The 22,597-nt window shown below is 62.0% G+C and carries 23 protein-coding genes; 3 read left to right on the forward strand and 20 right to left on the reverse strand.

Features of this window, described 5'->3' with window-relative positions; translation table 11 throughout:
• Positions 1-2 precede the first annotated feature (2 nt).
• From ppsA to ACK4HL_RS13785, 8 genes are all read right to left on the reverse strand, one after another.
• Positions 3-2,405 carry a phosphoenolpyruvate synthase gene (gene ppsA / locus ACK4HL_RS13750; RefSeq protein WP_409761308.1) on the reverse strand — a complete coding sequence of 801 codons (2,403 nt, stop codon included), beginning with the start codon at positions 2,403-2,405 and terminating at the stop codon, positions 3-5.
• Positions 2,398-3,069, reverse strand: a complete 672-nt coding sequence (locus ACK4HL_RS13755; RefSeq protein ID WP_409761253.1) for a phosphoribosyltransferase — start codon at positions 3,067-3,069, stop codon at positions 2,398-2,400. Before ACK4HL_RS13755 ends, ppsA begins: the two co-directional genes overlap by 8 nt.
• A 28-nt stretch (positions 3,070-3,097) precedes the next feature.
• The gene (locus ACK4HL_RS13760; RefSeq protein ID WP_409761255.1) at positions 3,098-3,358 is read right to left on the reverse strand and encodes an acyl carrier protein; all 261 of its coding nucleotides are present in this window, start codon (positions 3,356-3,358) and stop codon (positions 3,098-3,100) included.
• Positions 3,355-4,512, reverse strand: a complete 1,158-nt coding sequence (locus ACK4HL_RS13765) for a dihydrolipoamide acetyltransferase family protein (protein WP_409761257.1) — start codon at positions 4,510-4,512, stop codon at positions 3,355-3,357. Before ACK4HL_RS13765 ends, ACK4HL_RS13760 begins: the two co-directional genes overlap by 4 nt.
• Entirely contained in the window at positions 4,509-5,492 is a 984-nt protein-coding gene (locus ACK4HL_RS13770; RefSeq protein WP_409761259.1) for an alpha-ketoacid dehydrogenase subunit beta, read from the reverse strand. Before ACK4HL_RS13770 ends, ACK4HL_RS13765 begins: the two co-directional genes overlap by 4 nt.
• Positions 5,489-6,490, reverse strand: a complete 1,002-nt coding sequence (pdhA, locus tag ACK4HL_RS13775) for a pyruvate dehydrogenase (acetyl-transferring) E1 component subunit alpha (protein WP_409761261.1) — start codon at positions 6,488-6,490, stop codon at positions 5,489-5,491. Before pdhA ends, ACK4HL_RS13770 begins: the two co-directional genes overlap by 4 nt.
• Positions 6,487-8,163, reverse strand: coding sequence for an acetate--CoA ligase (gene acsA, locus ACK4HL_RS13780; RefSeq protein ID WP_409761263.1), 1,677 nt, complete (start codon positions 8,161-8,163; stop codon positions 6,487-6,489). Before acsA ends, pdhA begins: the two co-directional genes overlap by 4 nt.
• 162 nt (positions 8,164-8,325) lie before the next feature.
• Entirely contained in the window at positions 8,326-9,264 is a 939-nt protein-coding gene (locus tag ACK4HL_RS13785; RefSeq protein WP_409761265.1) for a hypothetical protein, read from the reverse strand.
• A gap of 210 nt (positions 9,265-9,474) precedes the next feature.
• On the opposite strand from ACK4HL_RS13785, the gene ACK4HL_RS13790 reads away from it, so the two are divergent.
• Complete coding sequence (locus tag ACK4HL_RS13790) at positions 9,475-10,452, forward strand: ribose-phosphate diphosphokinase (RefSeq protein ID WP_409761267.1); 978 nt, start codon at positions 9,475-9,477, stop codon at positions 10,450-10,452.
• Between the two features lie 53 nt (positions 10,453-10,505).
• Here the strand turns inward: ACK4HL_RS13790 and ACK4HL_RS13795 are convergent, their stop codons facing one another.
• The 6 genes from ACK4HL_RS13795 to ACK4HL_RS13820 form a co-directional block, all read right to left on the reverse strand.
• A complete protein-coding gene (locus ACK4HL_RS13795; RefSeq protein ID WP_409761269.1) occupies positions 10,506-11,522 on the reverse strand; it encodes an ABC transporter permease in 1,017 nt (338 codons plus the stop codon).
• Between the two features lie 13 nt (positions 11,523-11,535).
• Positions 11,536-13,080: a sugar ABC transporter ATP-binding protein gene (locus ACK4HL_RS13800; protein ID WP_409761271.1), complete on the reverse strand. Its 1,545-nt coding sequence runs from the start codon at positions 13,078-13,080 to the stop codon at positions 11,536-11,538.
• 53 nt (positions 13,081-13,133) lie between these two features.
• A complete protein-coding gene (locus ACK4HL_RS13805; protein ID WP_409761273.1) occupies positions 13,134-14,024 on the reverse strand; it encodes a substrate-binding domain-containing protein in 891 nt (296 codons plus the stop codon).
• A 205-nt stretch (positions 14,025-14,229) separates the two neighbouring features.
• On the reverse strand, positions 14,230-15,102 hold the full coding sequence (locus tag ACK4HL_RS13810) for an SDR family NAD(P)-dependent oxidoreductase (RefSeq protein ID WP_409761275.1): 873 nt from the start codon (positions 15,100-15,102) through the stop codon (positions 14,230-14,232).
• A 214-nt stretch (positions 15,103-15,316) separates the two neighbouring features.
• Positions 15,317-15,499, reverse strand: coding sequence for a Flp family type IVb pilin (locus ACK4HL_RS13815; protein WP_409761277.1), 183 nt, complete (start codon positions 15,497-15,499; stop codon positions 15,317-15,319).
• A 161-nt stretch (positions 15,500-15,660) separates the two neighbouring features.
• Positions 15,661-16,029, reverse strand: a complete 369-nt coding sequence (locus ACK4HL_RS13820) for a hypothetical protein (RefSeq protein ID WP_409761279.1) — start codon at positions 16,027-16,029, stop codon at positions 15,661-15,663.
• A 406-nt stretch (positions 16,030-16,435) separates the two neighbouring features.
• On the opposite strand from ACK4HL_RS13820, the gene ACK4HL_RS13825 reads away from it, so the two are divergent.
• Complete coding sequence (locus tag ACK4HL_RS13825; protein ID WP_409761281.1) at positions 16,436-17,104, forward strand: class I SAM-dependent methyltransferase; 669 nt, start codon at positions 16,436-16,438, stop codon at positions 17,102-17,104.
• Between the two features lie 292 nt (positions 17,105-17,396).
• Positions 17,397-17,966 (forward strand): J domain-containing protein, encoded by a 570-nt coding sequence (locus tag ACK4HL_RS13830; protein WP_409761283.1) that lies wholly within the window; start codon positions 17,397-17,399, stop codon positions 17,964-17,966.
• Positions 17,967-18,007: 41 nt separating this feature from the next.
• On the opposite strand, the gene ACK4HL_RS13835 is transcribed toward ACK4HL_RS13830, so the two are convergent.
• Genes ACK4HL_RS13835 through ACK4HL_RS13860 form a run of 6 tightly spaced genes read right to left on the reverse strand, consistent with a single transcriptional unit; the run spans position 18,008 to position 22,459 of the window.
• Positions 18,008-18,454 (reverse strand): DUF1810 domain-containing protein, encoded by a 447-nt coding sequence (locus tag ACK4HL_RS13835; protein WP_409761285.1) that lies wholly within the window; start codon positions 18,452-18,454, stop codon positions 18,008-18,010.
• The gene (locus tag ACK4HL_RS13840) at positions 18,451-19,158 is read right to left on the reverse strand and encodes an SDR family NAD(P)-dependent oxidoreductase (protein ID WP_409761287.1); all 708 of its coding nucleotides are present in this window, start codon (positions 19,156-19,158) and stop codon (positions 18,451-18,453) included. Before ACK4HL_RS13840 ends, ACK4HL_RS13835 begins: the two co-directional genes overlap by 4 nt.
• Positions 19,152-19,907, reverse strand: coding sequence for an SDR family NAD(P)-dependent oxidoreductase (locus ACK4HL_RS13845; RefSeq protein ID WP_409761289.1), 756 nt, complete (start codon positions 19,905-19,907; stop codon positions 19,152-19,154). The genes ACK4HL_RS13840 and ACK4HL_RS13845 overlap by 7 nt, the downstream gene beginning before the upstream one ends.
• The gene (locus tag ACK4HL_RS13850; protein ID WP_409761291.1) at positions 19,904-20,674 is read right to left on the reverse strand and encodes an ABC transporter ATP-binding protein; all 771 of its coding nucleotides are present in this window, start codon (positions 20,672-20,674) and stop codon (positions 19,904-19,906) included. Before ACK4HL_RS13850 ends, ACK4HL_RS13845 begins: the two co-directional genes overlap by 4 nt.
• Positions 20,675-20,677: 3 nt before the next feature.
• Positions 20,678-21,466 (reverse strand): ABC transporter permease, encoded by a 789-nt coding sequence (locus tag ACK4HL_RS13855; protein WP_409761293.1) that lies wholly within the window; start codon positions 21,464-21,466, stop codon positions 20,678-20,680.
• Between the two features lie 3 nt (positions 21,467-21,469).
• Positions 21,470-22,459: an ABC transporter substrate-binding protein gene (locus ACK4HL_RS13860; RefSeq protein ID WP_409761295.1), complete on the reverse strand. Its 990-nt coding sequence runs from the start codon at positions 22,457-22,459 to the stop codon at positions 21,470-21,472.
• Positions 22,460-22,597 lie beyond the last annotated feature (138 nt).

The following is a 22,597-nucleotide window of genomic DNA, read 5'->3' on the forward strand; positions in this document are numbered from 1 at the left end:
TTTCACGAGCCCTGCGTCTCGCTGGGCAGGCGGGCCTCGTGCTGTGCCACGATCCGGCTTACCGCCACGAAACTGTCCGGGCTCACAGAGATCGAGTCAATCCCGCAGTCGACCAGAAATCGTGCGAACTCGGGATGATCGCTGGGGGCCTGGCCGCACAGGCCGACCTTCGCGCCGGCGCGATGGGCCTCCGCGATGACGTTTCGGATCATCCATTTTACCGCCGGGTCCTGTTCATCAAAGGCGGAGGCAAGTTCCGCGGAGTCGCGGTCGATGCCGAGGGTCAGCTGGGTCAGGTCGTTCGATCCGATCGAAAATCCATCGAAGCGCTTGGCGAAGTCGGCCGCAAGGATGACGTTCGAGGGAATTTCGCACATGACGTAGGCTTCGAGGCCGTGTTCTCCGCGCCTGAGGCCGTTTGAGGCCATGGTCTCCAGAACGAGGTCTGCTTCTGCAGCCGAGCGGCAAAAAGGTATCATGACGATCACGTTGCTGAAGCCCATCTCCTCGCGAAGGCGACGGATCGCCCGGCATTCGAGGGCGAAGCCATCGCGGTAGCGCGGAGAATGATAGCGTGAGGCACCGCGAAAGCCGATCATCGGGTTTTCTTCCGTGGTTTCGAATTCGGCGCCACCGATCAGCCGCGCATATTCGTTGGTCTTGAAGTCGCTCATGCGCACAATGACGGGGAGGGGGAAGAAGGCGGCAGCGATCCGCGCCAGGCCCTGCGCCAGCTTGTCCACGAAGTATTGGGTCTTGTCGGAATAGCTGGATGTCAGCTCCTCGATGAGTTTCTTTGCCTGGAGATCCCGCAGCTCGGCAAAGCGCACGAGCGCCATCGGGTGAATGCGGATGTGGTTGGAAATGACGAATTCCATGCGTGCGAGCCCGACGCCCTTCGCCGGCAGCCGCCACCAGCGGAACGCTGCAGCAGGGTTCGCCATGTTGAGCATGATTTTCGTCTTCGTGGGGGGAATGTCCCTCACGTCCACATCCTCGCTCTCGATCTCTGCTGGTCCTGCATAGACAAAGCCCTCATCACCCTCCGCGCATGAGACTGTGACCTCCTGCTCGTCGTGGAGAACGGCCGTGGCATTGCCGGTGCCGACAATGGCCGGCACGCCGAGTTCCCGGCTCACGATGGCGGCGTGCGATGTGCGGCCACCATGATCGGTCACGATGGCGCGAGCCCGCTTCATGATCGGAACCCAGTCCGGATCGGTGGTGCTGGTCACGAGAATCGAGCCGTCGACGAATTTGCCGATGTCCGCGGCATTCTCGATGATGCAGACATTGCCCCTCACCGCGGAGTCGCCAATGGCAATACCCCTGGCCACCGGGCTGCCGCTGGCCTTCACGCGGTAACTGCGGAAGGCCAGACTGTCGCGCCGCGCCTGTACCGTTTCGGGCCTGGCCTGAACGATGAAGAGCTCGCCCGTCTCGCCGTCCTTTGCCCATTCCATGTCCATGGGGCAGCCGTAATGGCCCTCGATGACCTTGGCCCAGCCAGCAAGCTGCACAATCTCCGCGTCCGAAAGAACGAAGGAAGCGCGCTCGATCCTAGACGTTGGCAGATTGCGCAGAGGACGATCACTTCCCTCCGCGTAGACCATTTTGATCGCCTTCCCGCCAAGTTTCCGCTCCAGAATCGGAGAGATACCGGGCCGGTCCAGGAACGGCTTGAAGACCAGGTACTGGTCCGGATCGACGGCGCCCTGCACGACGTTTTCCCCGAGTCCGTACGCCGCGTCGATGATGACCACCTTGTCGAAGCCCGTCTCCGTGTCGATCGAGAACATGACTCCTGAGCCGGCGAGATCGGAGCGCACCATCATCTGCACGCCTACGGAAAGGGCGACGCTCATGTGATCGAAACCCTTGGCGCGGCGATAGGAGATGGCCCGATCGGTGAAGAGCGAGGCGAAGCAACGCCTGCAGGCGTTAAGGAGGGCGAGTTCCCCGCGCACGTTCAGGTAGGTCTCCTGCTGGCCGGCGAAGCTGGCATCCGGCAAGTCTTCGGCCGTTGCGCTCGAGCGCACGGCGACCGCGGCGTCCGTTTTCCCCGAAGCCTGGCACAGCGAGCGGTAGGCAGCGATGATGGCGCTCGCTTCGGGAGCCGGCCAGGCACCCCTCAGGATCGCCTCACGCACGGCGCTGCCGGTCTCGGCCAGATTGCGTGCGCCTGTCTCATATTCCTCGATCGCCGAACGGATCAGTGGCAGGAGATTGTTGGCGTCGAGAAACCCCCGGTAGACAGCTGCAGTCGTTGCAAAACCGGGCGGCACCCGCACGCCCGCTTTTGTGAGCTGACTGATCAGTTCGCCGAGTGAGGCGTTCTTCCCGCCGACGAGCCCCACATCCTGCCGTCGCAGATCTTCGAACGGAATGACGGGTGTGTCAGACATGACTGGTTCCTTGGTCCGTTGCGAGCCGAGCAAGCGCCTCGATGACGTCTCGATCGCTGAGCTGGTGAAAATCACGATAGAACTCGCCGATGGCATAGAAGTTGGCGGGAGTGTGCAAGCAAATGATCTGATCCGCGCATCGCTGCAGATCTGCAATGGCATCCGGAGATCCGACGGGCACTGCGAGAATGAGCTTCCTTGGCGCGCGGCGCCTCAGGGCCTGGAGGGCGGCCTTGGCCGTCGTTCCCGTGGCGATGCCATCATCGACGACGATGACGGTCTTGTCACGAAGGACGGCTGGTTCACGGTCTCCGATGTAGATCCCGCGGCGGCGCTCGATTTCCTGTAGCTGCGGCCTGGCCAGATCGTCGATCTCGGCACGGCTGATACCCACCGCCGCCATGACCCCTTCGTTGACCACGAGATCGGGGCTTCCGCCATCGACAATAGCCGCGACGGCCAGCTCCGCCTGCCACGGCACGCCGATCTTCCGGACGAGAAGCACGTCCAGCGGCGCATGCAATTCCCTCGCAACCTCCGAGGCGACCGGAACGCCGCCCCGGGGGAGAGCCAGGACCACGGAGTCCTCGATGTTCATTTCTTTCAATCGCCGGGCGAGATGGCGTCCCGCCTCCTCGCGCGAAGCGAAGCTGGAGAACGTCATGTCACATCTCTTTTGGCTGGCAAGTGAGCTACTCCGCCTTACTGCCGGAAAGATGTTCGGAAAGGTAGGCCGTGGCCGAGGAAAGTGAGGTCAAGCGCGGATAGTCCCTCTCGGGAAGAGCAAGGCCAGTCGCCTTGTTCAGGGCGATCACGAAGTTGAGAAAATCCATGGAATCGAACTCGAACTGTGCGTTGAAGGGCAGTTCAGGGTCGATCTCTTCACTCTCGAGATCGGGTGCTACGCTGTAAAGCGATGTCCTTACGATCGATTCGATGTCTCCGCCGCTCATGAATCCTCCGGCTTGTCGAGAAAGGACTGGACGATCTGCAGGAAGCGGGCCGCACTTCGGCCGTCACTCACCCGATGATCTCCCGCCACGGTGAAACTCGCAATCTTTCGAAGACCTATGCCGCCCTCGACGGACCAGGGCCTGTCCTCGATGCGGCCCACACCGATGATGGCGACCTGCGGCGGGTAGATGATGGGGAGGAGCGTGTCTGCGGAATTCTCGCCGAGGCTGGAGAGGGTGACGGAAGCCTCGGTCAGCTCCGAACTCCTCAGTCTGCCTCCGCGGGTGCGTGACGTAAGATCGCTGAGCCGTGCCATGATCTCGTCAAGTCCCAGGCTCTCGACGCGGTCGATCGCCGGGGCGATGAGGCCGCCGCCCCTGAGCGCAATTCCCACACCCATCTTGACCGAGGAAGAGGGGAAAAACCGGTCCTCCACATAGCGGCCGTTCAGTTCCTTCACTTTTGAGAGCGCCTGCGCGCATGCCTTGATGATGGGCACCAAAGGGAGAAGGCGAGACGCCACCGGACGGGCGGCGTTTTCTTGCGACAACCAGTTCATCATGCCCGAAACATCGATGGCGGACGTCACATAGTAGTGGGGAATCTCGCGCTTGCTTCGGGCCATGGCGGCCCCTATGGCCTTGCGCATCTCGTCGAGATCGATGCCTCTGCGCGCCGGCACAGGCGCTGCAGCGCTCGCAACTTCGGCTAGTTCGCGGAGGCCGATGATGCCGTCCGGGCCGGGTTTGAGGAGGCCGATATCGATGCCTCTGTTCTTCGCTTCCTGGCGCGCGGCTGGGCTCGCCTTCAGGCCGTGGGTGAGATGAACGGGAGAGACTGGCGCAACCGGGATCGGCGAAACCGGATGCACGGGCTCTGCCGGTGGCGATGATGAAGCATTCGCGGGCGCCGGCTCGCCCGGTGTACGAATGATGGCCAGCAAGGCGCCCACGGGAAGGGTCGTCCCTGGCTTTGCGACGGTCTCTTCCAGGACCCCGTCATGGAAGACCTCGATCTCGATTGCACCTTTCTGGGTTTCGACCACCGCGATGATGTCGCCGCGCCTGAGCTCGTCTCCGGGCTTCTTCAGCCATTCGACGAGCTTGCCGTCGTCCATGTCCGCCCCCAGCGAGGGCATGCGGAACTCGCTCATGCTCGCATCACCCGGCGGACGGCAGACATGATCCCCTCCACCTGCGGGGTCGCGGCGAGCTCGAGATGACGAGGGTAGGGGATCGGGACTTCGGCGCTGCACACGCGCTCCACGGGCCAGTCCAGCGCAAAGAAGGCCCTTTCCGTAATCCGCGCAGAAACCTCCGCGGCGAGGCTTCCGCTGCGCCAGCCCTCGTCGACGACCACCGCCCGGTGCGTCTTTTCAACCGAGGAGGCGATGGTGGTCTCATCCAGTGGCCGTAGCGAACGCAGGTCGATGACCTCGCTGTCGATCCCAGAACGTGCAAGTTCTTCTGCAGCGGAGAGCACCTTCTTCAAACTACCGCCATAGGTGATCAGGCTGACATCACGGCCCGCGCGGCGGATGGCTGCCCCGGTGAGCGGCACTGGTGGCAACGGATCGTCCGCTACGTCCCCTTCATCGTTGTAGAGCATGGCATGCTCGAAGATCACGACGGGATCTGGTTCCTTGAGAGCTGCACCGAGCATGCCCCGCGCATCCGCCACAGTCGCGGGGGCGACCACGCTTATGCCGGGGACATGAGCAAACCAGTTCTCGAGGCTGTGGGAATGCTGTGCGGCAAGCTGGCGCCCGGCCCCCGTTGCCATTCGGATGACGAGGGGAACCGAGAACTGGCCACCGGACATGTGCCGCAGCGTTGCTGCCGTATTGACGATCTGGTCGAGTGCCAGGAGGCTGAAATTCACCGTCATGATCTCGACGATTGGCCGCATGCCGTTGAGTGCCGCCCCGATTCCGGCCCCTGTAAAGCCTGCCTCCGACAGCGGCGTATCGCGCACTCGGTCCTCACCGAACTCGGCGAGAAGCCCCTTCGAGCAGCCATAGGAGCCGCCATAGCGGCCGACGTCTTCTCCCATGAGGAAGACGCGCGGGTCGCTGCGCAGGGCCTCTTGCAGCGCCTCGCGCACCGCTTCGCGGTAGGTGAGACGGCGGCTCACGACGCTACACCTTCACGGGGCGTCATCACGTCCTGCAGAAGAGTCTCGGCGGGTTCCCAGGGCGCCTGTTCTGCGAAAGCGACCGCCTGCTCGATTTCCGATTTCACGGAGGCTTCGATCTCGCTGACGTCGGAGTGATGCAAGATGCCAGCGGAGAGTGCCCAGTCGCGAAACCGTTCGATCGGGCAGCGCTTCTTCCATTCGGCCACTTCCTCCTTGCCGCGGTAGAGTTCGGGGTCAAACATGGAGTGGGCCCGGAAGCGATACGTGCGGTTCTCCAGAAAGAAGGGGCCCTCGCCTGCCCGGATGGCCGCTGCGGCCTTGCGCGCCGCCCGTTCGACAGCCACCACGTCCATTCCGTCTACCGCCTCAGCCGGAATGCGGTAGCTCGCGGCATGGCGGCAGAAGTCAGGTTCCGATTCGGAGCGCGCCAGTGCAGTGCCCATCGCATAGCCGTTGTTTTCGCACACGAAGAGTATGGGGAGCTTCCAGAGTGCTGCGAGATTCATGCTCTCGTGGAATGCACCCTCGGCAGCGGCACCCTCTCCGAAGAAGCAGCAGGTGATGCGGCTGCGTCCCTGCATCCGATCGGCGAGTGCAAGGCCCACGGCGAGCGGCAGACCGCCGCCGACGATGGCGTTGCCGCCATAGAAGCGCCGTTTCGCATCGAAAACATGCATGGAACCGCCTCGGCCCCGGCTTGAACCAGAAGCCTTGCCGAACATCTCCGCCATCACCTCCCTCGCAGGAATGGCGCGGGCCAGGGCGTGGCCATGCTCACGATAAGTTGCGACCACCGCATCCTCGGCGGTCATGACCTCCATCACGCCGACGGCATTCGCCTCCTCACCCACATAAAGGTGGAGGAATCCCCTTATCTTCTGTTCGCTATAGAGTTCGGCACAACGTTCCTCGAAGCGGCGGATCAACATCATGCGTCGGAGAAGCTTCGACGCATGTGCATGATCAAGATGAACCTTGGTGTCCGCGCTGCTCATGCACTGGTCTCCAAGGTGGAAAGATCTCCCTCGGGCAGACCCAGTTCCCGCGCTTTGAGGAGCCGCCGCATGATCTTGCCGGAGCGGGTCCTTGGCAGGCTCTCGGTGAATGCGATCTGGCGAGGAGCCACGGCGGGACCAAGAAGCTTGCGGGCATGGCCGAGCAGCTCCTTGAGCAGCGCCTCATCCGGCACGCGGCCGGGCTTCAGACTCACGAAGGCCTTGACCACCTCTCCAGCAATGGGGTCTGGCAGCCCGATCGCCGCGGCCTCTGCCACGGCGCCGTGCGAGAGGAGCGCAGCCTCAACTTCGAAAGGCCCGATCAGGTGGCCTGAAGACTTGATCACGTCGTCGGCGCGGCCAACGAACCAGTAGTAACCTTCCGCATCGCGCCTTGCCATGTCTCCGGTGAGATACCAGCCCTCGGCGAAGCACCTGCGGTAGCGCTCGTCTTCACCGAGATAGCCGCGAAACATCGACGGCCAGCCTGGCCGCAGAGCGAGTTCTCCTTCCACACCCGGTTCGATGATTTCGTAAACGCCTGTGTCGCTGCGCTTCACGATGCCCGCGGTGATGCCCGGCAACGGCTTTCCCATGGAACCTGGCCTGATCTCCATGCCGGACGTGTTGGCGATCATGATGCCTCCCGTCTCGCTTTGCCACCAATTATCATGGATCGGGCGGCCAAGCACGTCACGGCCCCAGATTACCGCCTCGGGATGGAGCGGTTCGCCGACGCTGGCGATGAAGCGGAGCGCCGAGAGATCATAACGCCTTGGAAGTTCGTCTCCTGCCCGGATCAGCATGCGTACCGCGGTCGGCGCCGTGTACCAGACGTTCACATGCTGCTTCTCGAGATTGGCATACCAACGCTCGGCGTCAAATTCGGCCTCGTCAAGAATAAGTGTCGCGCCGACAGCGAGAGGCGCGATGATGCCGTATGAGGTGCCGGTCACCCAGCCTGGATCGGCAGTGCACCAGTAGACATCGTTCTGCCGAAGGTCGAGCGCGTGCCGCGCCGTGGCTTTGTGGGCGATCACCGCTGCATGAACATGCATCGCAGCCTTGGGCTTCCCCGTCGTGCCGCTGGTAAAGTGCAGGATGGCAAGATCCTCTGCCGCGGTGGGCGCCGATTGAAAGTCCTCCTCGGCCTGGGTGAGAAGACTGGAGAAGTTCTGGCCACCTTCGCCGCCGTCCGTCAGGATGATGTGCTTCAGGAAGGGCAGGTCTTCTAGAATGGGCTTGATCTTCCGCAGGTAATGCCGGCTGCTGGTGACCAGCAGCGAGGGCTTTGCGATCAGCATGCGTGCCTTCACGGGCTCCGGCCCGAAAGCGGAGAACAGGGGGCAGAAGACCGCCCCGCGCTTCCACGTTCCAAGTGCGGCGATATGGAGCTCAGGTACACGCCCGAGGAGCGTGAACACCTTGTCACCGCTCCCGATCCCTAGGCTGCGGAGCACGTTTGCGAAACGATTGCTGGCCCTGCTCAGTTCTGCATAAGTGATGTTCCGCGCCTCGCCGCCGGCGCCGAGCCATCGGATTGCGATACGTGCGCCGTCGCCCCGCTCCACGTGGCAATCGCAGGTCTCATGAGCAATGTTGATGCCCTTGTTGTCGGAGAAGCCCGCGAGGTCTCTCTCGGCCATTTGCCAGAACGGGTCGGGTGCAATCATGCCAACTCCCATCGGTTTGCGAGCCGAGGTCAACATGATCCCCGGTTCGGGCCGACTGCATTGATTCAGGACAAGCTTTGGAACCTTAACCAGCCGAATCTACCCGAGAAGGTCGTGCAACTTACCGAAGGGCAGGTGGCAGATGGCGAGGCGGGCAAGAGACTATTCGCTTCCCCCGCCAAGAAGGGTCGAAAGCCTCTCGAGCGACGCTTCAGCAATGCGGATGTACTGTCTTGCACGCGGCTCCCATTTCTCCGGTGTCCGCGGCTGCGGTTCGGTCAAGTGGGCTAGGGCGAGCCGGGCGCGGAGCAAGGCGCGTGCGGCGCGATAGAAGCAGAGAAGCGGTTCCGGAGCCGACGTCAGAAGGCTTTCCCTTGCCGAGGAGAGGAAAACCTCGCCGACCCACGCCGCCCCCAGTCTTTCGCATTCGAGGCCCAGGTAGGCAATCTCGTCAAAGGGGTCGAGCAATCTCAGCTCACGGTTGAACTCCAGACAATCAATGAAGACGGGCTGCGGCAGAAGGCATATGTGCTCCGGGCGCAGGTCTCCGTGGCCCTCCACAAACGCTCGTTCGGTACAGCGCACCTCAAGCAGAGGCGCGACTTTGCCGATCGCCCGCCTCATCATAAAGAGCGCAGCTGCTGTCCGGTCTTGCTCAAGGTTGAAGCGGCTGTCCGATAGTAGCGTCCGGTCTTCCTCGTGTTCCGCGCTGAATCGCGCAAGCGCCCAGTCCACTCCGACGTCCTGCGGCGTGCAGGTGACGTAAAATCCTGCGAGTTTTTGCGCTGCCTTTTGAACGTCGCGGTGCTCGACACCGCCATCCTGGATTAGGGCGTCCAGCATGCGCTCGGCGGGTAGCCGCCTCATGCGGACGAGCCACTCTACCACCCCGTCTCCTGAATTGAAGGTCAGGGTGCCGTCTAGAGCGGCACGGAGAGGAACGACGTCGAGGTAGACGCCCTCCGCGAGTCTCCCGTTGAGTTTCAGTTCCGCGAGGCAATTCAGCCGCCTGGACTCGAGCGTGGTGAAGTCGAAATAACGGTAGGAGACAGGTTTCTTCAGCTTGTAGACGAGGTTGCCGGCGAGGAACACCCAGGACATGTGCGTTTCCTTCGCTTCCACGACGCCCGGGTGGTGCGGATAAGAGTCGGCCCGCTTCAGGAATGCGACTTTCTGCTCGAGGCTTGGCTGTGGACTAACGGTCATCTACCTTGGGAATCTCATGCAAGTTCCGCAGTTTGATTCAAACGGCCAATGAGCCACTTGATCTGACGCAATGTTGCCGCCCGGCTTCACTATAGAAAGCGCAATATGCGGATTTTCGCACTCTCTAGCACGACCGCCTTCGGCCACGAGGTCGCGCGCCTGCTCGACCGCGAACCGGACCTTCATGAAGAGCGCGGCTTCGAAGACGGAGAGCACAAGACCCGTCCCCTTGTGAGTGTGAGGGGCCACAGTGTCCATGTGGTCCAGAGCCTTCATGGCGGTCCGGAGGAGGGGGTCAATGACAAGTTGTGCAAGTTACTCTTCTTTGTCGCGACCCTCAAGAGTAACGGCGCGGCACGGGTGACGGCGCATGTTCCTTATCTGGCCTATTCCCGGAAAGACCGCCAGACGAAGAGCCGCGATCCGGTTACCACCCAGTCAATCGCCCGTCTTCTGGAGGCCTCCGGCGCCGATTGCGTAGTGACGCTCGATGTACACAATATCGTAGCGTTCCAAAACGCGTTTCGCTGCGAAACCGTTCATCTGGACACACGGCGGCTCTTCATAGACCGCCTCGCGGAAAGGCTGTCAGGGAGGCCCGTCTCGGTAGTTTCCCCAGACCCTGGAGGCGTGAAACGCGCCCAACTTTTCCGCGAAATGCTGGAGGGGAGGCTTGGACGGCCGGTGGGCCAGGCTTTCATGGAAAAGCGCCGAACCGCCGGGGTGGTAACTGGGGAGTTGCTGGTGGGCGATGTCAGAGGCACCCTGGCCATCGTGGTGGACGATCTGATTTCTTCGGGCGGGACAATGGCGAAGGCGGCGGTCGCGCTGCGCGATCACGGCGCTGAGAGCGTCACCTGCTGTGCCGCGCATGGTCTCTTCACCGGGAACGCAGAGGCGACCTTAAGCAGGGCGGAACTCGACCACATTCTCATTAGCGATAGCGTGCCGCCCTTCCGGATCACCAGCGCGTTCGTCGCTTCACGCTGCGAAATCGTCAGCGCTGCTCCGCTCTTTGCTGGTGCAATTCGTTGCCTTGAAGGCAGCGGATCGATCAGTGCCTTGCTCGGCGAGGGGGCATAGCTGCTTCGGTTTGCTGCGTGATCGCCGCCAGCGTCCACGGCAAGTAAACTCTTTCAGGCACGTTTGCGGCGGGATTTCGCAAATGTGTCGAAAGCGACCGCCAGGACGATGATGATGCCGATGATGATCTGCTGGACATAGGAGTTCACGTTCATGAGCACCAGTCCGTTCAGCAGAACACCGATGAGGAGTGTGCCGATCACGGTGCCGAAGATCGACCCCGAGCCGCCGAATAGGCTGGTGCCGCCGATCACCACGGAAGCTATGACGGTGAGCTCGTAGCCAGTGCCTGCCACGGCTTCCGCGGAATTGAGACGGGCAGAGAGCACGAAGGCGCCGAGTCCCGCGAAGAATCCCATGATGATGTAAACGCTGGCGATCACCGCATTGACGTTTACGCCGGCAAGGCGTGCCGCCTCAGGGTTTCCCCCTACTGCATAGACACGCCGCCCGTATCGCGTGTAGCTCAGCACGACATGAGCAATGACCGCGGCCACCAGGAAGATAATGACTGGAACGGGGACCGAAAGAATTCGGCCTTGGCCCCACCAGGTATAATCTGGTTGGAAGCCGGAGATCGGTCCTCCAGCCGCGAAGAGAAGTGCTGCCCCCCGGAAAACCGACATGCCGCCAAGCGTCACCACGAAGGCGGGCACTTTGAGCCGGGTGATGGCGATACCCTGTAGGAGACCGCCGAGCACGCCCACGGCGATGGCGGCCAGCGCAGCCAGTTGCCAGCCAAATCCGATCGTCTCGTCGCCCACGGTGAACCGGTCCTGCATGCCGCCTTTGGCAACTGCGGCCGCCACCAATCCCGCGAAGGCCAGCAGCGAGCCGACCGACAGGTCGATGCCCGCTGTCAGGATCACGAATGTCATGCCGATGGCCAGGAGCCCGGTGATCGACACCTGGCGCATCACGTTGAAGAGGTTCACAGAGGAAAGAAAGCGCGGCTCCATGATGGCGAACACAAGCATGAGCAGCAACAGGAAGATCAAAGGCGCAAAGCGCGCCAGAAACCCGAAGGCATCGAACCCCTTCTCCGCTGGCCTGGTCACGACATCCGTCATCCTTCGCCTCTCCTCACGCCGCGCGCAGCGACCCGATGGTCATCAACGTCATCAGTTTTTCCTGGGTTGCGTCCTGCCGCATGATTTCACCGGTTACACGGCCCTCGCGCATGGTGACGATGCGGTCGGAAAGTGCCAGCACCTCGGGAAGCTCGGATGAGATCACGATGATGGCGATACCAGACCGCGCCATCTCCGACAGCAGATTGTGCACCTCGACCTTTGCGCCCACGTCGATGCCTCGCGTCGGTTCGTCCACGATCAACAGGCGGGGCCTGAGCGCCAGCCAGCGCGCCAGCACGACTTTCTGCTGGTTCCCGCCCGAGAGGTTGCCCACGATCTGATCGGGAGAGGCCATGCGGATGTTCAGGAGGCGCCGGTATTCCTCCACCAGAACATCCTCCTTCGAACGGTTTATGAACACGCCAAAGGACGATATGCGGTCGTGCGATGCAATGGAGAGGTTCGTGCGGATTGCCAGCGCGAGGAAGAGGGCCTGCTGTTTCCTGTCCTCCGGAACGAGGCCGATTCCGTTCGAAATGGCATCCCACGGGCTCGCCAAGCGGATTTCACGACCTTCGATGAGCACAGTCCCTGAATCGAACCGATCGGCGCCGAATAGCGCCCGGGCGGTCTCTGTTCGGCCAGCGCCCACCAGCCCCGCAAGCCCCAGGATCTCGCCCTTGTGCACCTTGAATGAGACGCCGTGGAGCTCGATGGCGCTTGCATCGGTGTTCTTGCGGAGCCTCGTGATGCCACGCGCTTCCAAGGCCACCTCCGCGGTTGCGGAGGATGTTCTGCGGCTGGTAAGCAAGCCCAGTTCACGGCCCACCATCAATCGGATGATGCCGTCCATGCTGGTGTCCTTGACCCTTCCACTGCCAACGTGGTGTCCGTCACGAAGCACAGTGTAGCTGTCGCATATCTCGAACACTTCCTCCAGACGGTGGGTGACGAAGATTGTCGAGATGCCCTCGCGTTTGAGGTTCTTGATGATGCTGAACAGGTTTTCGACCTCGGCGTGGCTTAACGCGCTGGTCGGCTCGTCCATTACGATGAGCCGCGACTTCATGGACAAGGCACGGGCGATCTCCACCATCTGCTGTTCGGCGACGGATAAATCGCGCACCAGGGCCTTGGGGCTCCTTGCCAGCCCAATCCGGCGGCAGAGCGCCTCCGTCTGTGCCTCGAGCTGGCGATAGCTGATGAACAAGCGCGAACCGGGCTCCCGCCCGATAAAGACATTTTCGGCCACCGTCATGTCCGGCGCCAGGGTGAATTCCTGATAGATGGTGACGATGCCGGCTTTCTGGGCTTCCTGAGGGGAGCCGAAGCTCACCATCCGTCCCTCGAAAGAGATACTCCCGGCGTCTGGCGGCTGAGCGCCCGACAAGATCTTGAGCAGGGTGGATTTGCCCGCTCCGTTCTCCCCCAGAAAGGCATGAATCTCCGCCTCGCCCACCTCGAAATCCACGGATTCGAGGGCAGAGACGCCAGGGAAGGATTTGGAGATCCCCCGCATGCGCAGGAGGGGGGACACTTGTGCGGGTTCTGCCATGAGACGGTCCTCCGGCCGGGATGATGTCCCGGCCGGAGCTGTCCTTGATGCCGTCACTTCACCTCGCCAAGGCGTTCGGCAGTGTTCAGGTTATCCTTGGTGATGGCGACCGGCGTAATCAGCAGCACCTTCTCGGCAGGCTTCGTGCCGTCCTTAAGGAACGCGACAAGCGTCTGCACGCCGAGCGCGCTCTGTTGGCCAGGGAACTGCTCGATGGTGGCGGTGAGGCCGCCGTCGCGAACCTGGGCCAGAGCCTCAGGCAGCGCGTCGAAGCCGATGATGGCGATGCCGGAAAGACCCCGCGCCTTCACGGCTTCCATGGCGCCCAGCGCCATGTCGTCGTTGGCGGCGACGATCACCTTCGGCGGCTCGGCAAGGCCGGAAAGCGCTGCCTCGGTCACCGAAAGGCCTTTATCCCGCGCAAATCCTGCGGTCTGCTCGAAAACAATCTTGTACTTGTCCGCAAGAGGATCGAGCACGTTGTGCAGGCCCTTGTTGCGGTCGATGGCGGGAGATGCGCCAGACTGGCCTTGCAGGTTGATGATGGTGGCCCCGTCCGGGAACATGGAGACGATGAGATTACCCTGTGCTTCGCCGCCCTTGACATTATCGGCGCCGACGTGGGCGAGGATGCCCTCCACCTGTGCCACGCGACGATCGACCGTGACAACGGGGATACCGGCCTCCACCGCCTGCTGAAGCGCGGGAGCCATGGCGTCGACTTCATTCGGGCTGATCACAATGCCCTTCACCCCCTGTGTTATTGCAGCCTCGATGTCGGCCGTCTGCTTGGGCGAGGATACCTGCCCGTCGGATTCAACCACTTCAAAACCCTGCTTGGCGATCTCCGCCTTGAAGGCGTTCATCATATGCACGAAGAAGGGGAAGCTGAGTCCCGGCACCGAAGCCAGGATCTTGTCTGCAGCCAGGGCGACGGACGACATCAGTGGCAGCGTCAGCGAGCCGAGGACGACGGACCTTCTCGACAGTTTCATTGCAATCCTCCCAGAATTATTTGCCGTTCTTGGGCCGGGCGATGCTCTGCAGAGACCCGGCCGGAAGCTTGTCTCTAGAGACGAAGGGCTTTCCGCGCGGGACCGTAGTTTGCTTTTGCGGTCTTGTCCAGATGAGGGCCGGTGGAGTGAACCGTCACCGGGCTGTATAACCGCCATCCACTACCAGTTCGGCGCCGGTGACGAACTTCGCCTCGTCCGATGCCAGATACACGACAGCCCAGGCGATGTCGTTGGGTTCTCCCATGTGACCAATTGGGTGGACGGCATCCGTGGCAGCCCTGGCGGCCTCCAGGCCTTCGGATGAGGAACTGAGATAATGTTCGACCATGGGTGTCCAGATGTAGCCAGGGTGAATGGAGTTCACTCTGATCTTCTCGTGTGCGTAGGTGATCGCATCGTTCTTGCTCATCAGACGAACTGCACCTTTTGATGCATGATAGGGCGCAACGCCGCCCTGACCGACCAGTCCCAGTATCGATGACAGGTTGATGATCGAACCCCCGCCGGCCCTTCTAAGGTGCGGTATGGCATGCTTTGTACCGAAGAAAACACCTTTGACATTGACGGCCATGACGTCGTCCCAGTCCTTCTCTGTGACACGGTCCGTAGGCTCGGCGGTGCCGGAAATTCCGGCGTTGTTGACAATCACATCAAGACCGCCGAATCGATCCACCACCTGCGCGATGGTTTCCTGAAGAGCTGCCTCGTTCGTCACATCCACTGTCCAGAAGGCAACCTCGCGGCCCTGCCTCGTGAGATCATCTGCCAGCTTGCGTCCTTCGGTTTCGAGCACGTCGAAGATCGCCACCTGAGCGCCCTCTTCCGCCATGCGCTCCACACAGGCCCGCCCAATGCCGTTGGATCCTCCGGTCACGATCGCGGTCTTCCCTTTCAATCGATTCACGTTCGCATCCTCGATCTGCTTCTCATTTGGATGAATTAAAACACGACCATGAGCCCTCATTGAGGCAGGTCCATCGTCAAATACCTCGCGTTGGAAAGCCATTCTGTTTCTGCGGAACCTTCATCGCCCAAACTCAGCTTTTCTGTGATGGTGAACGGCATCACCCGCTGCAGCGGCTTTTCGTACAGGGAGCTTGGCCATTCGAAGGAGGTCTAAAGCCGTGGCGACGTGATTGAACTCGGAAAAGACAAAAAAATCCCGCAGACCCGAGGCCTGCGGGAAGAATGTCACTGGTGCTGCAAGTAGAGAAGTGGGATCAGGGCGCCGGCGCGCCGCCACCTGACATGAACGAGGAGATGTTGGTGAAGGTCGTATTGAGACCGCCGGCGACGCTCGGCATGACGGCCAGCAGAACGCCGCCGACCGCAGCGGCGATCAACCCGTATTCGATTGCAGTCGCGCCGCTGTCATTGGCGAAGAAGCGAAAGAGGGTCTTCATGTCGAGTTCTCCTGTGTTGAGGTGCTGGACACCTGCAATCGTTTGTAAGGTCAAACTCTGACGATCACGCAAACTCCGGCTGCAGAATGCGACGGAAGAGGGCAAGGTCTTGCTAACCACGACACCTCGTTCGGCGGGGTTTATGCGGCGGTTGTCGGCTCTCACATGGGGATGGAGGGCCCGTCCACGGCCGCCCACCAGCCAACGGGATGGCTGTAGCCCATCTCATGCCCGCAGACTGAGCACCGCAGCTGTCGAAAAAGGGCCGACACCGCTTCCTCGTCTCGAAACGGCAAGGCGCTCGGTTCCAGGTAGTCGACGTTCAAGCAACTCGTGCAGCCAGCCTCCAGCAATTCGCCCGCGCGCCGAAGTTCGCCGAGTGTTACCGAACCGAATGAAGGCGGATTGCCCATGGGGCCCTCCTTGGCGCTTCTCTCTTTTTTAACGATACAGGAAATGGCCCTCTCGTGAAAGAGCGCCAGGCAGTTCACACCAAGCAGTTCCGGTGTGCCACCAATCCAAATTGCCATTCCACAACTTTAACTAGAAACACTCGAAATTTTTGTTCCATTGGGACGGCTTAATTTTGCCGGGGACGAACAAGCCGTCCGGCTCGACGTCCCGACGCGAGCGGTCTCAAGCCTCGCAAATACAAGTCATGGTACGTATGCGCCGTTCCCGAGGTTGGTCACCTGGTTCCGGTCTGGATCTCATGCATGCCGCTCTCCGGTTCAGTTCCGCTGCAGGTATCGATTGTCGCTCTGCCCGACGCCGTTATCTCGACCCTCGCGGGCCTCCACGACGTGTTGAACGGGGCAGCAATGATGAGCATCTCTGCGCCCGGACAACGGTCCTTCAGGGTGAGGATCGTCGGTGAGAGAGCTGGACCCTTATGGCTGGCGAGCGGCTTGCCCATAGAAGTTCAGGTGGGAGTGGATGATGTCGTCCAATCCGACATCGTCAGCCTGCGGTGTCGCCGGCTTCTACCGGAATGGCTATCGCGCCAACCTCGTGGAGAACTGGCTGCCAACCCTCGACGGAGTGGTGTCGCGGCTGAGGGAAGGCATCAGCGTGGCAGACATCGGCTGTGGACACGGTCACTCGACCCTGCTCATGGCCAGGGCATTTCCGAGTTCGCGTTTCTTCGGGTTCGACACGCACGAGGCATCGATCATGGAAGCAAGGAGGCACGCCGAAGAGGAAGGGCTCGGCGGCCAGGCACGATTCAGTCTCGCCAAGGCAGACGAGTTTGCTGATCAGCAATATGATCTGATCTGCTTCTTCGATGTGTTGCACGACCTAGGCGATCCTGTCGCCGCGGCCCGCCACGCCATGGAGGTGCTGGCACCCGGAGGAACGATCATGCTGGTCGAGCCGTTTGCGCATGATCATGCAGCGGGCAACATGACACTTACTGGACAGCTTTACTACGCCGCCTCCACCGTCATCTGTTGCGCTCACGCTATTTCCGAGGGGGGCCATATGGTGCTCGGCGCCCAAGCGGGTGAGGCGCGACTGACGGATGTGTTCCGTAAGGCCGGCTTTACTCACTTCCGCCGCGCCGCCGAGACTCCCTTCAACATGATCTTCGAAGTGCGGCGCTGATGCCGCCAGTCAGAGAGGCTTGCATTGGCACGATCGCCGTGAACTCCATGAGTGCGGGGCGCCAGCTCAGTTCCGGCCTTCCTCAATTCGTTCGCATGTGTGCGTCGAACCCGCTTGAGCACGCCGCAAGTTTTAAGTACGATAGTAAACACTTGTTAACTGTCTTTACGCCTCGGGACAACTCTCCGGGCAGCAGTAGCCGCTGCACCGGATCGGGACTCCTCGTTTTGCCGACACAACTCGCACTCGCGGCATTGTAATTGCAAGGTTTCCGGTAAGGAGGCATTAACCAATGGAAAACGGCCACGTGATCAACTACTACGAAATGCTGGGGTTGAAGCCGGGTGCCAGTTCGGAGGATATCGCACAGCAGTTCTACAAGCTCGCAAAGCGGTACCATCCTGATAATCCTTTGACTGGCGATCGGGACAGGTTTGGCATCATTGCCGAAGCGCATGACATCCTGAGAGACCCGGAAAAGCGTTCCCAGTATGACATGCGGCACGGCCACCTTCATGGTTCGTATCATTGCAATCCAGGGCAGGCCACAGCTGTCGGCAGCGTGGAGAAGGATATCGAGGTCCAGGATCGTCTTCTCCATGTATTCTACGCCAAGCGGAGGCACAGCGTGAAGAGCCCCGGTGTGCCGGACTTTGAACTGGAACGGATCTTCGGCTGCCCGCTCGACCAGCTTGATTTCCATCTTTGGTACCTGAAGGCCAAGCGCTGGATTGAGAGGCTGGAGGACGGAATGCTGGCAATAACCGTCGAGGGTATTGACCACGTCAATTCGGAGCACCAGCGCAACACCACGATTGGCCTGCTGATGCACCAGACAAGACGGCAAGAGAGTTTCGCGTGAGTGCGACACGAGCTGAGGGGATTGCTCGAAAGAAAATACGATTAGATATCCGACTGAGGAAGGCCTCTGCCTTCCAGCAGCATCACTGTCCGCGGGTCACGCTCTCCGCCATAGAACTGGCATAGGGCAGCCTCGAATAGCGAGCGGTCGGCCTCCGCTCTTGAGGCCGTGAGAAACAGCGTGAGGCAGGAGCGGAACTTGAGGTCATCCGGGGTCCCGAGGATCTGCCGCGCCGTCTTGGCCTTGTGCTCGATCATCAACTGCACATGGCGTCGCAGCCTCACTCCGAGCACAGGGTGCGCAAGGTAGCGCCGCGCCTCCTCGAGATCGGATATACCGTAGAAATGCGCGATGTCGGAGCGACCGAGGCCTGAAAGTTGCGGAAACACGAACCACATCCAGTGGCTCTTCTTGCTGCCAGCGGCAAGTTCCGCCGTCGCTTCCTCGATGACTGGGGTCTGGGCGTCAATGAAGCGCTGGAGGGTCATGCCATCGCGGCGCCGCCATTGGCGCCGAGGCATTGGCCGGTGAACAGTGTAGCCCCCGGGCCGGCCAGGAACAGGATGGCGGCCGCGACTTCCTCCGGTCGCCCAATTCGACCCAGCGGATGGGCGGTTTCCAGCGCCCTCTGCGCGGGTGTCAAGCTCTCGAAGCCGAGAAGCGGCGTATCGGTGGGGCCGGGTGCCACGGCATTGACCAGGATGCCGGGCGCCAGTTCCCGCGCCCAGGAGCGTGTCAGCCCAAGCATGGCGGCCTTTGTCGCGCAATAGACGGATGCGTTCTGGCGTCCGAGATAGGCAAGCTCCGATGCGAGGTTGATGATCCGCGCACCCTCTTTCAGATGCGGCAATGCCTCGCGCGTCACCAGGATGGCGCCCCGCACATTGACTGCGAAGTGGGCATCGATGTCGGCGGCGGTGATGGCGCCGACCGGCGCTTCGCGCATGATGCCGGCGTTGTTGACGACGACATCGAGTCCGCCCAGATCTCCTGCCGCCGCGGCGACTGCCCTCACCACATCCTCCTCGCGGCTGAGGTCGCAGGCGAGGATCTTCGCCGGGCCATCGCTGGCGTTGAGGTCGAGCCCCACCACCCTGGCGCCGGCGGCAAGGAAGGCCATGGCGGTGGCCCGGCCAATCCCGTTGGCGGCGCCGGTGATCAGCACCCGCAATTCGTCGAGCCTCTTCACCATGGAACTTCTCCGCGATCGACACCGAGCGACTGGCCCGTGATGTTCCGCGCCGCGTCAGAGGCAAGGAACACATAGGTGTCCGCCATGTCTGGCGGCTCCATGAGGCCTGGCAGCGCCTGGTTGCCGGTGATGCTGTCGAGGAGCTGCTGCTCGCCGATGCCCTTTCTTTGAGACATGATCGAGAGCGAGCGCATCGAAGCCTCGGTTCGCACCCAGCCCGGGCACACGGCATTGACCCTGATGCCGCGGGGGCCGAGTTCCTTTGCCCAGGTCTTGGTGAGGCCGATCACCGCGTGCTTGGAGGCGACGTAGGCGCCGAACTCGGCTTCCGCGACACGGCCCCAGATCGAAGCCGTGTTGATGATGGCGCTACCTGATACCATTTTTGGCAGTGCCCTCCGGGTGACCAGCTGTGTGCCGATCACGTTGATCTCGATGATGCGGCGGAAAACCGCTTCTACTTCGGCGCCGCCTTCGCTGACCGGCGTCAGGCGTTCGAGGCCGGCATTGTTGATTAGCACGTCGATCCTCGTGGGCGGCTCGAGCGCAGCCGCGACTGCCGCGCCATCCGTTATGTCTGCCTCCACCCCCGTGGCACCCAGGGTCCGCGCCTGCTCCGCCACCGACGGGTCATTTGCAATGAGCAGAAGCTGCGCGCCCGCCCGCGCGAAGCCCTGGGCGATGCCGAAGCCAATGCCCCGGCTTGCTCCCGTGATGACAACTTGCTTTCCTTGCAGGCTGGTGCTCATGAACTACCGGTTACGGTGCGGATGAGATGCAGAATATCGTTGCGCAGCTTGAAGAACGCCTCGTTCTCGCGCGTCTCGAGCTGGCGTTCGCTGCCGAGCAGCGCCGTCACGTCGATGTCGCGCAGCACCGTTGCGGGCCGCGCCGAGAACAGGATGATGCGGTCTGCCAGGAACACCGCCTCTTCCACGTCATGGGTGACGAAAATGATCGTCTTCTCCTCGCTCGACTGGATCGCGCGAAGCTGCACTTGCAGGCGCTCCCGGGTCAGGGCGTCGAGCGCCCCGAAGGGTTCGTCCATCAGCAGCACGTCCGAGCCCGCCGCGAGGCTGCGGGCGATCGCCACCCGCTGGCGCATGCCGCCCGAGATGCGGTTCGGGTAGGAGTGACGGAATTCCTCGAGACCGATGAGCTTCAGATAGTGGCCGATCCGCTCCTGCCGCTGGGCGTCGCTCAGGTCGTTCCGGTAGCGCATGCCGAAGGCGATGTTTCCCTCGACCGTCAGCCAGGGAAATGACGAATAGGACTGGAACACCATGCCGCGTCGCCGGTCGGGGCCGGCGACCGCTTCACCGTCGAGGCGGATTGTGCCGGAACTCGGCCGGTCGAGGCCTCCGACCATGCGCATCAGCGTGGTCTTGCCGCAGCCCGAGGGGCCCAGGAAGACGATCAGCGAACCCCGCGCGAATGACAGCGTCGTCTGGGAGACCACCGGAACGGCGCCGAAGGATTTCTTGACTTTCTCAAAACTGAGATAATTCTCGCTCATCTCTCAAAGATACCGGAACATGCGGCGGTGCAGAGCTCGCAGCAGCTGGTCGGTGATGAGACCGATGAGCCCGATGACGACGACGCCTGCCATCACTTCTGGCGTCTTCACGTAGCGGCGCGCTGACCAAATGACGAACCCGAGGCCGCTGTCGGCGGCGACGATCTCGGCGATCACCAGATAGGTCCAACACCAGCCGAGCGTGATCCGGAGATTATCCACCAGCGATGGCCCCATCGCTCTCAATGCCACGTCGCTCAGCACCTGCCGCGGCTTGGCACCGAGCGTGAAGGCGATCTCCACGTATTCGTGCGGCACCCGCCGCATGTCGTCGGCCACCAGCAACACCAGCTGGAAGAAGGTTCCGAGCCACAGGAGGAAGATCTTGGTTTCCTCGCCGACGCCAAACCAGATGATCGACAGGGGAACCAATGCCGGCACCGGCAGGTAGCGCACGAAGTCGATCAGCGGCTCGAGGCCGGCGCCGACGATGCGGTAGCTGCTCATCAGGATGCCGATCGGGATCGCCATCGCCGCGGCGATGAGGAAGGCCGCCCACACCCGCACGGAGGAGACGAGGGCATGCCACAGCAGGCCCTGCGTGGTGATCATTGACCACATAGCCGTGATCACCGCGCTGGGGGAGGGGAGGAATTGCGGCGCCACCAGCCCGGCGCGCGCGACGATCTCCCACAGCACGATCAGCGCTGCGGCGACGCCCACGCCTACCAGGACCTTCAGCCGGGCCGGAATGTCGCCCCGGAACGCGAAGAGCCCGCCATCCCCCGCCATGGGTCAGTTGCCGGTGACTTGATTGATGACCGTGTTGTCGATCTGCTGGTTGGAATCGAGCTTGTTCTCGGCCGCGCCGTTCTCGAGGTTCAGCTGCATCACCGTGTCGAAGATGTCATGCAGCTTGCCGCGTTCGCCGGGCTTCCCGAGATAGGCCTTTGCCTGGTCGAGCGGCGTATAGGCGAGGCTCGTCGCGAGAATTTCCTTCACGTCGGCCGGAGTGAGCCCGAAATGCGGTGCCGCGAGTTCGGCGAACTTGTCGGGCTCGGCCTTCGAGAAGTCGATGGCCTTGTAGATGCACTTCAGGAAGCTGGCATACTTCTTCGGATTTGCAGCGAGGTCCTCGCGCCGGGCCGTGATGATGTCGATAATGATGCCGGGATAGTCCTTCGACGAGAAGAACACCCGCGCGCCGGGCCGAGTTGACGCCTTCACAGCCTGCGACATGAAGGGCTCGTAGGTGGCGATGGCCGCAATCGAGCTGTCGGCGAACACCGCCGCCGTATCCGCCGTGGCGATGTCCTTGATCTGGAGGTCCGACAGGCTCATGCCGGCCTTCTTGAGTTCGAGCTGCATCAGCAGTCGGGAAGGGATGTTCGGTTCGGCAGCGATCGTCTTGCCCTTGAGGTCCGACACGCTCTTGATCGCGTCGTCGGTGATCACGCCGTCGCCACCGACCGACTCGTCGATGGTGCCGACGATGACGCCGGGCGTGTCCGCATCCCGCGGCCTGCCCTGGTGTTCGCCCACCGTGCGCATGTCGACCTCGATGTCGCCGCGCGCGTAGGCGGCGAGTACGTTCGTCCGGTCATCCTCGAACTTGTAGTCGACCTCGAGGCCTTCCTCCTTGAAGCAGCCCAGATCGTTGGCGACGTGCACCGGCGCGAAGCCGAGCCAGGTTGGTGCCAGCATGCGGATGGTCTCCGCCGCTTGGGCGGGTCCCGCGGCGGCAAGCATGGCGGCGGTGGCAACTCCGGCAATCAGGCGTTTCATGGGGACCTCCCGACGGATGTGTGGGCATCCATAATAGCAACTGGCAGGCGTTTGGGAAGCATCGCTTCGTCACGGGCTTGTTCCCGGTTGCACTTCGGAGGTGACACTTCCGGGCCGGCATGCATGATGGAGGCTGAC

This window comes from Aestuariivirga sp. (assembly GCF_046294715.1).
GTDB lineage: Bacteria > Pseudomonadota > Alphaproteobacteria > Rhizobiales > Aestuariivirgaceae > Aestuariivirga.

Coding starts and splice junctions, on each gene's coding strand:
- ACK4HL_RS13755 (WP_409761253.1), bottom strand. CDS start 3,069: ATGACGTTCTCCAGCTTCGCTTCGCGCGAGGAGGCGGGACGCCATCTC.
- ACK4HL_RS13760 (WP_409761255.1), bottom strand. CDS start 3,358: ATGAGCGGCGGAGACATCGAATCGATCGTAAGGACATCGCTTTACAGC.
- ACK4HL_RS13820 (WP_409761279.1), bottom strand. CDS start 16,029: ATGGCAATTTGGATTGGTGGCACACCGGAACTGCTTGGTGTGAACTGC.
- ACK4HL_RS13860 (WP_409761295.1), bottom strand. CDS start 22,459: ATGAAACGCCTGATTGCCGGAGTTGCCACCGCCGCCATGCTTGCCGCC.
- ppsA (WP_409761308.1), bottom strand. CDS start 2,405: ATGTCTGACACACCCGTCATTCCGTTCGAAGATCTGCGACGGCAGGAT.
- ACK4HL_RS13840 (WP_409761287.1), bottom strand. CDS start 19,158: ATGGTGAAGAGGCTCGACGAATTGCGGGTGCTGATCACCGGCGCCGCC.
- pdhA (WP_409761261.1), bottom strand. CDS start 6,490: ATGAGCAGCGCGGACACCAAGGTTCATCTTGATCATGCACATGCGTCG.
- ACK4HL_RS13805 (WP_409761273.1), bottom strand. CDS start 14,024: ATGTCGTCCGTCGCCCTGGCTGCAGACAAGATCCTGGCTTCGGTGCCG.
- ACK4HL_RS13765 (WP_409761257.1), bottom strand. CDS start 4,512: ATGAGCGAGTTCCGCATGCCCTCGCTGGGGGCGGACATGGACGACGGC.
- ACK4HL_RS13850 (WP_409761291.1), bottom strand. CDS start 20,674: ATGAGCGAGAATTATCTCAGTTTTGAGAAAGTCAAGAAATCCTTCGGC.
- ACK4HL_RS13795 (WP_409761269.1), bottom strand. CDS start 11,522: ATGACGGATGTCGTGACCAGGCCAGCGGAGAAGGGGTTCGATGCCTTC.
- ACK4HL_RS13790 (WP_409761267.1), top strand. CDS start 9,475: ATGCGGATTTTCGCACTCTCTAGCACGACCGCCTTCGGCCACGAGGTC.
- ACK4HL_RS13785 (WP_409761265.1), bottom strand. CDS start 9,264: ATGTCCTGGGTGTTCCTCGCCGGCAACCTCGTCTACAAGCTGAAGAAA.
- ACK4HL_RS13815 (WP_409761277.1), bottom strand. CDS start 15,499: ATGAAGACCCTCTTTCGCTTCTTCGCCAATGACAGCGGCGCGACTGCA.
- ACK4HL_RS13855 (WP_409761293.1), bottom strand. CDS start 21,466: ATGGCGGGGGATGGCGGGCTCTTCGCGTTCCGGGGCGACATTCCGGCC.
- ACK4HL_RS13845 (WP_409761289.1), bottom strand. CDS start 19,907: ATGAGCACCAGCCTGCAAGGAAAGCAAGTTGTCATCACGGGAGCAAGC.
- ACK4HL_RS13835 (WP_409761285.1), bottom strand. CDS start 18,454: ATGACCCTCCAGCGCTTCATTGACGCCCAGACCCCAGTCATCGAGGAA.
- ACK4HL_RS13800 (WP_409761271.1), bottom strand. CDS start 13,080: ATGGCAGAACCCGCACAAGTGTCCCCCCTCCTGCGCATGCGGGGGATC.
- ACK4HL_RS13810 (WP_409761275.1), bottom strand. CDS start 15,102: ATGGCTTTCCAACGCGAGGTATTTGACGATGGACCTGCCTCAATGAGG.
- ACK4HL_RS13830 (WP_409761283.1), top strand. CDS start 17,397: ATGGAAAACGGCCACGTGATCAACTACTACGAAATGCTGGGGTTGAAG.
- acsA (WP_409761263.1), bottom strand. CDS start 8,163: ATGATTGCACCCGACCCGTTCTGGCAAATGGCCGAGAGAGACCTCGCG.
- ACK4HL_RS13825 (WP_409761281.1), top strand. CDS start 16,436: ATGATGTCGTCCAATCCGACATCGTCAGCCTGCGGTGTCGCCGGCTTC.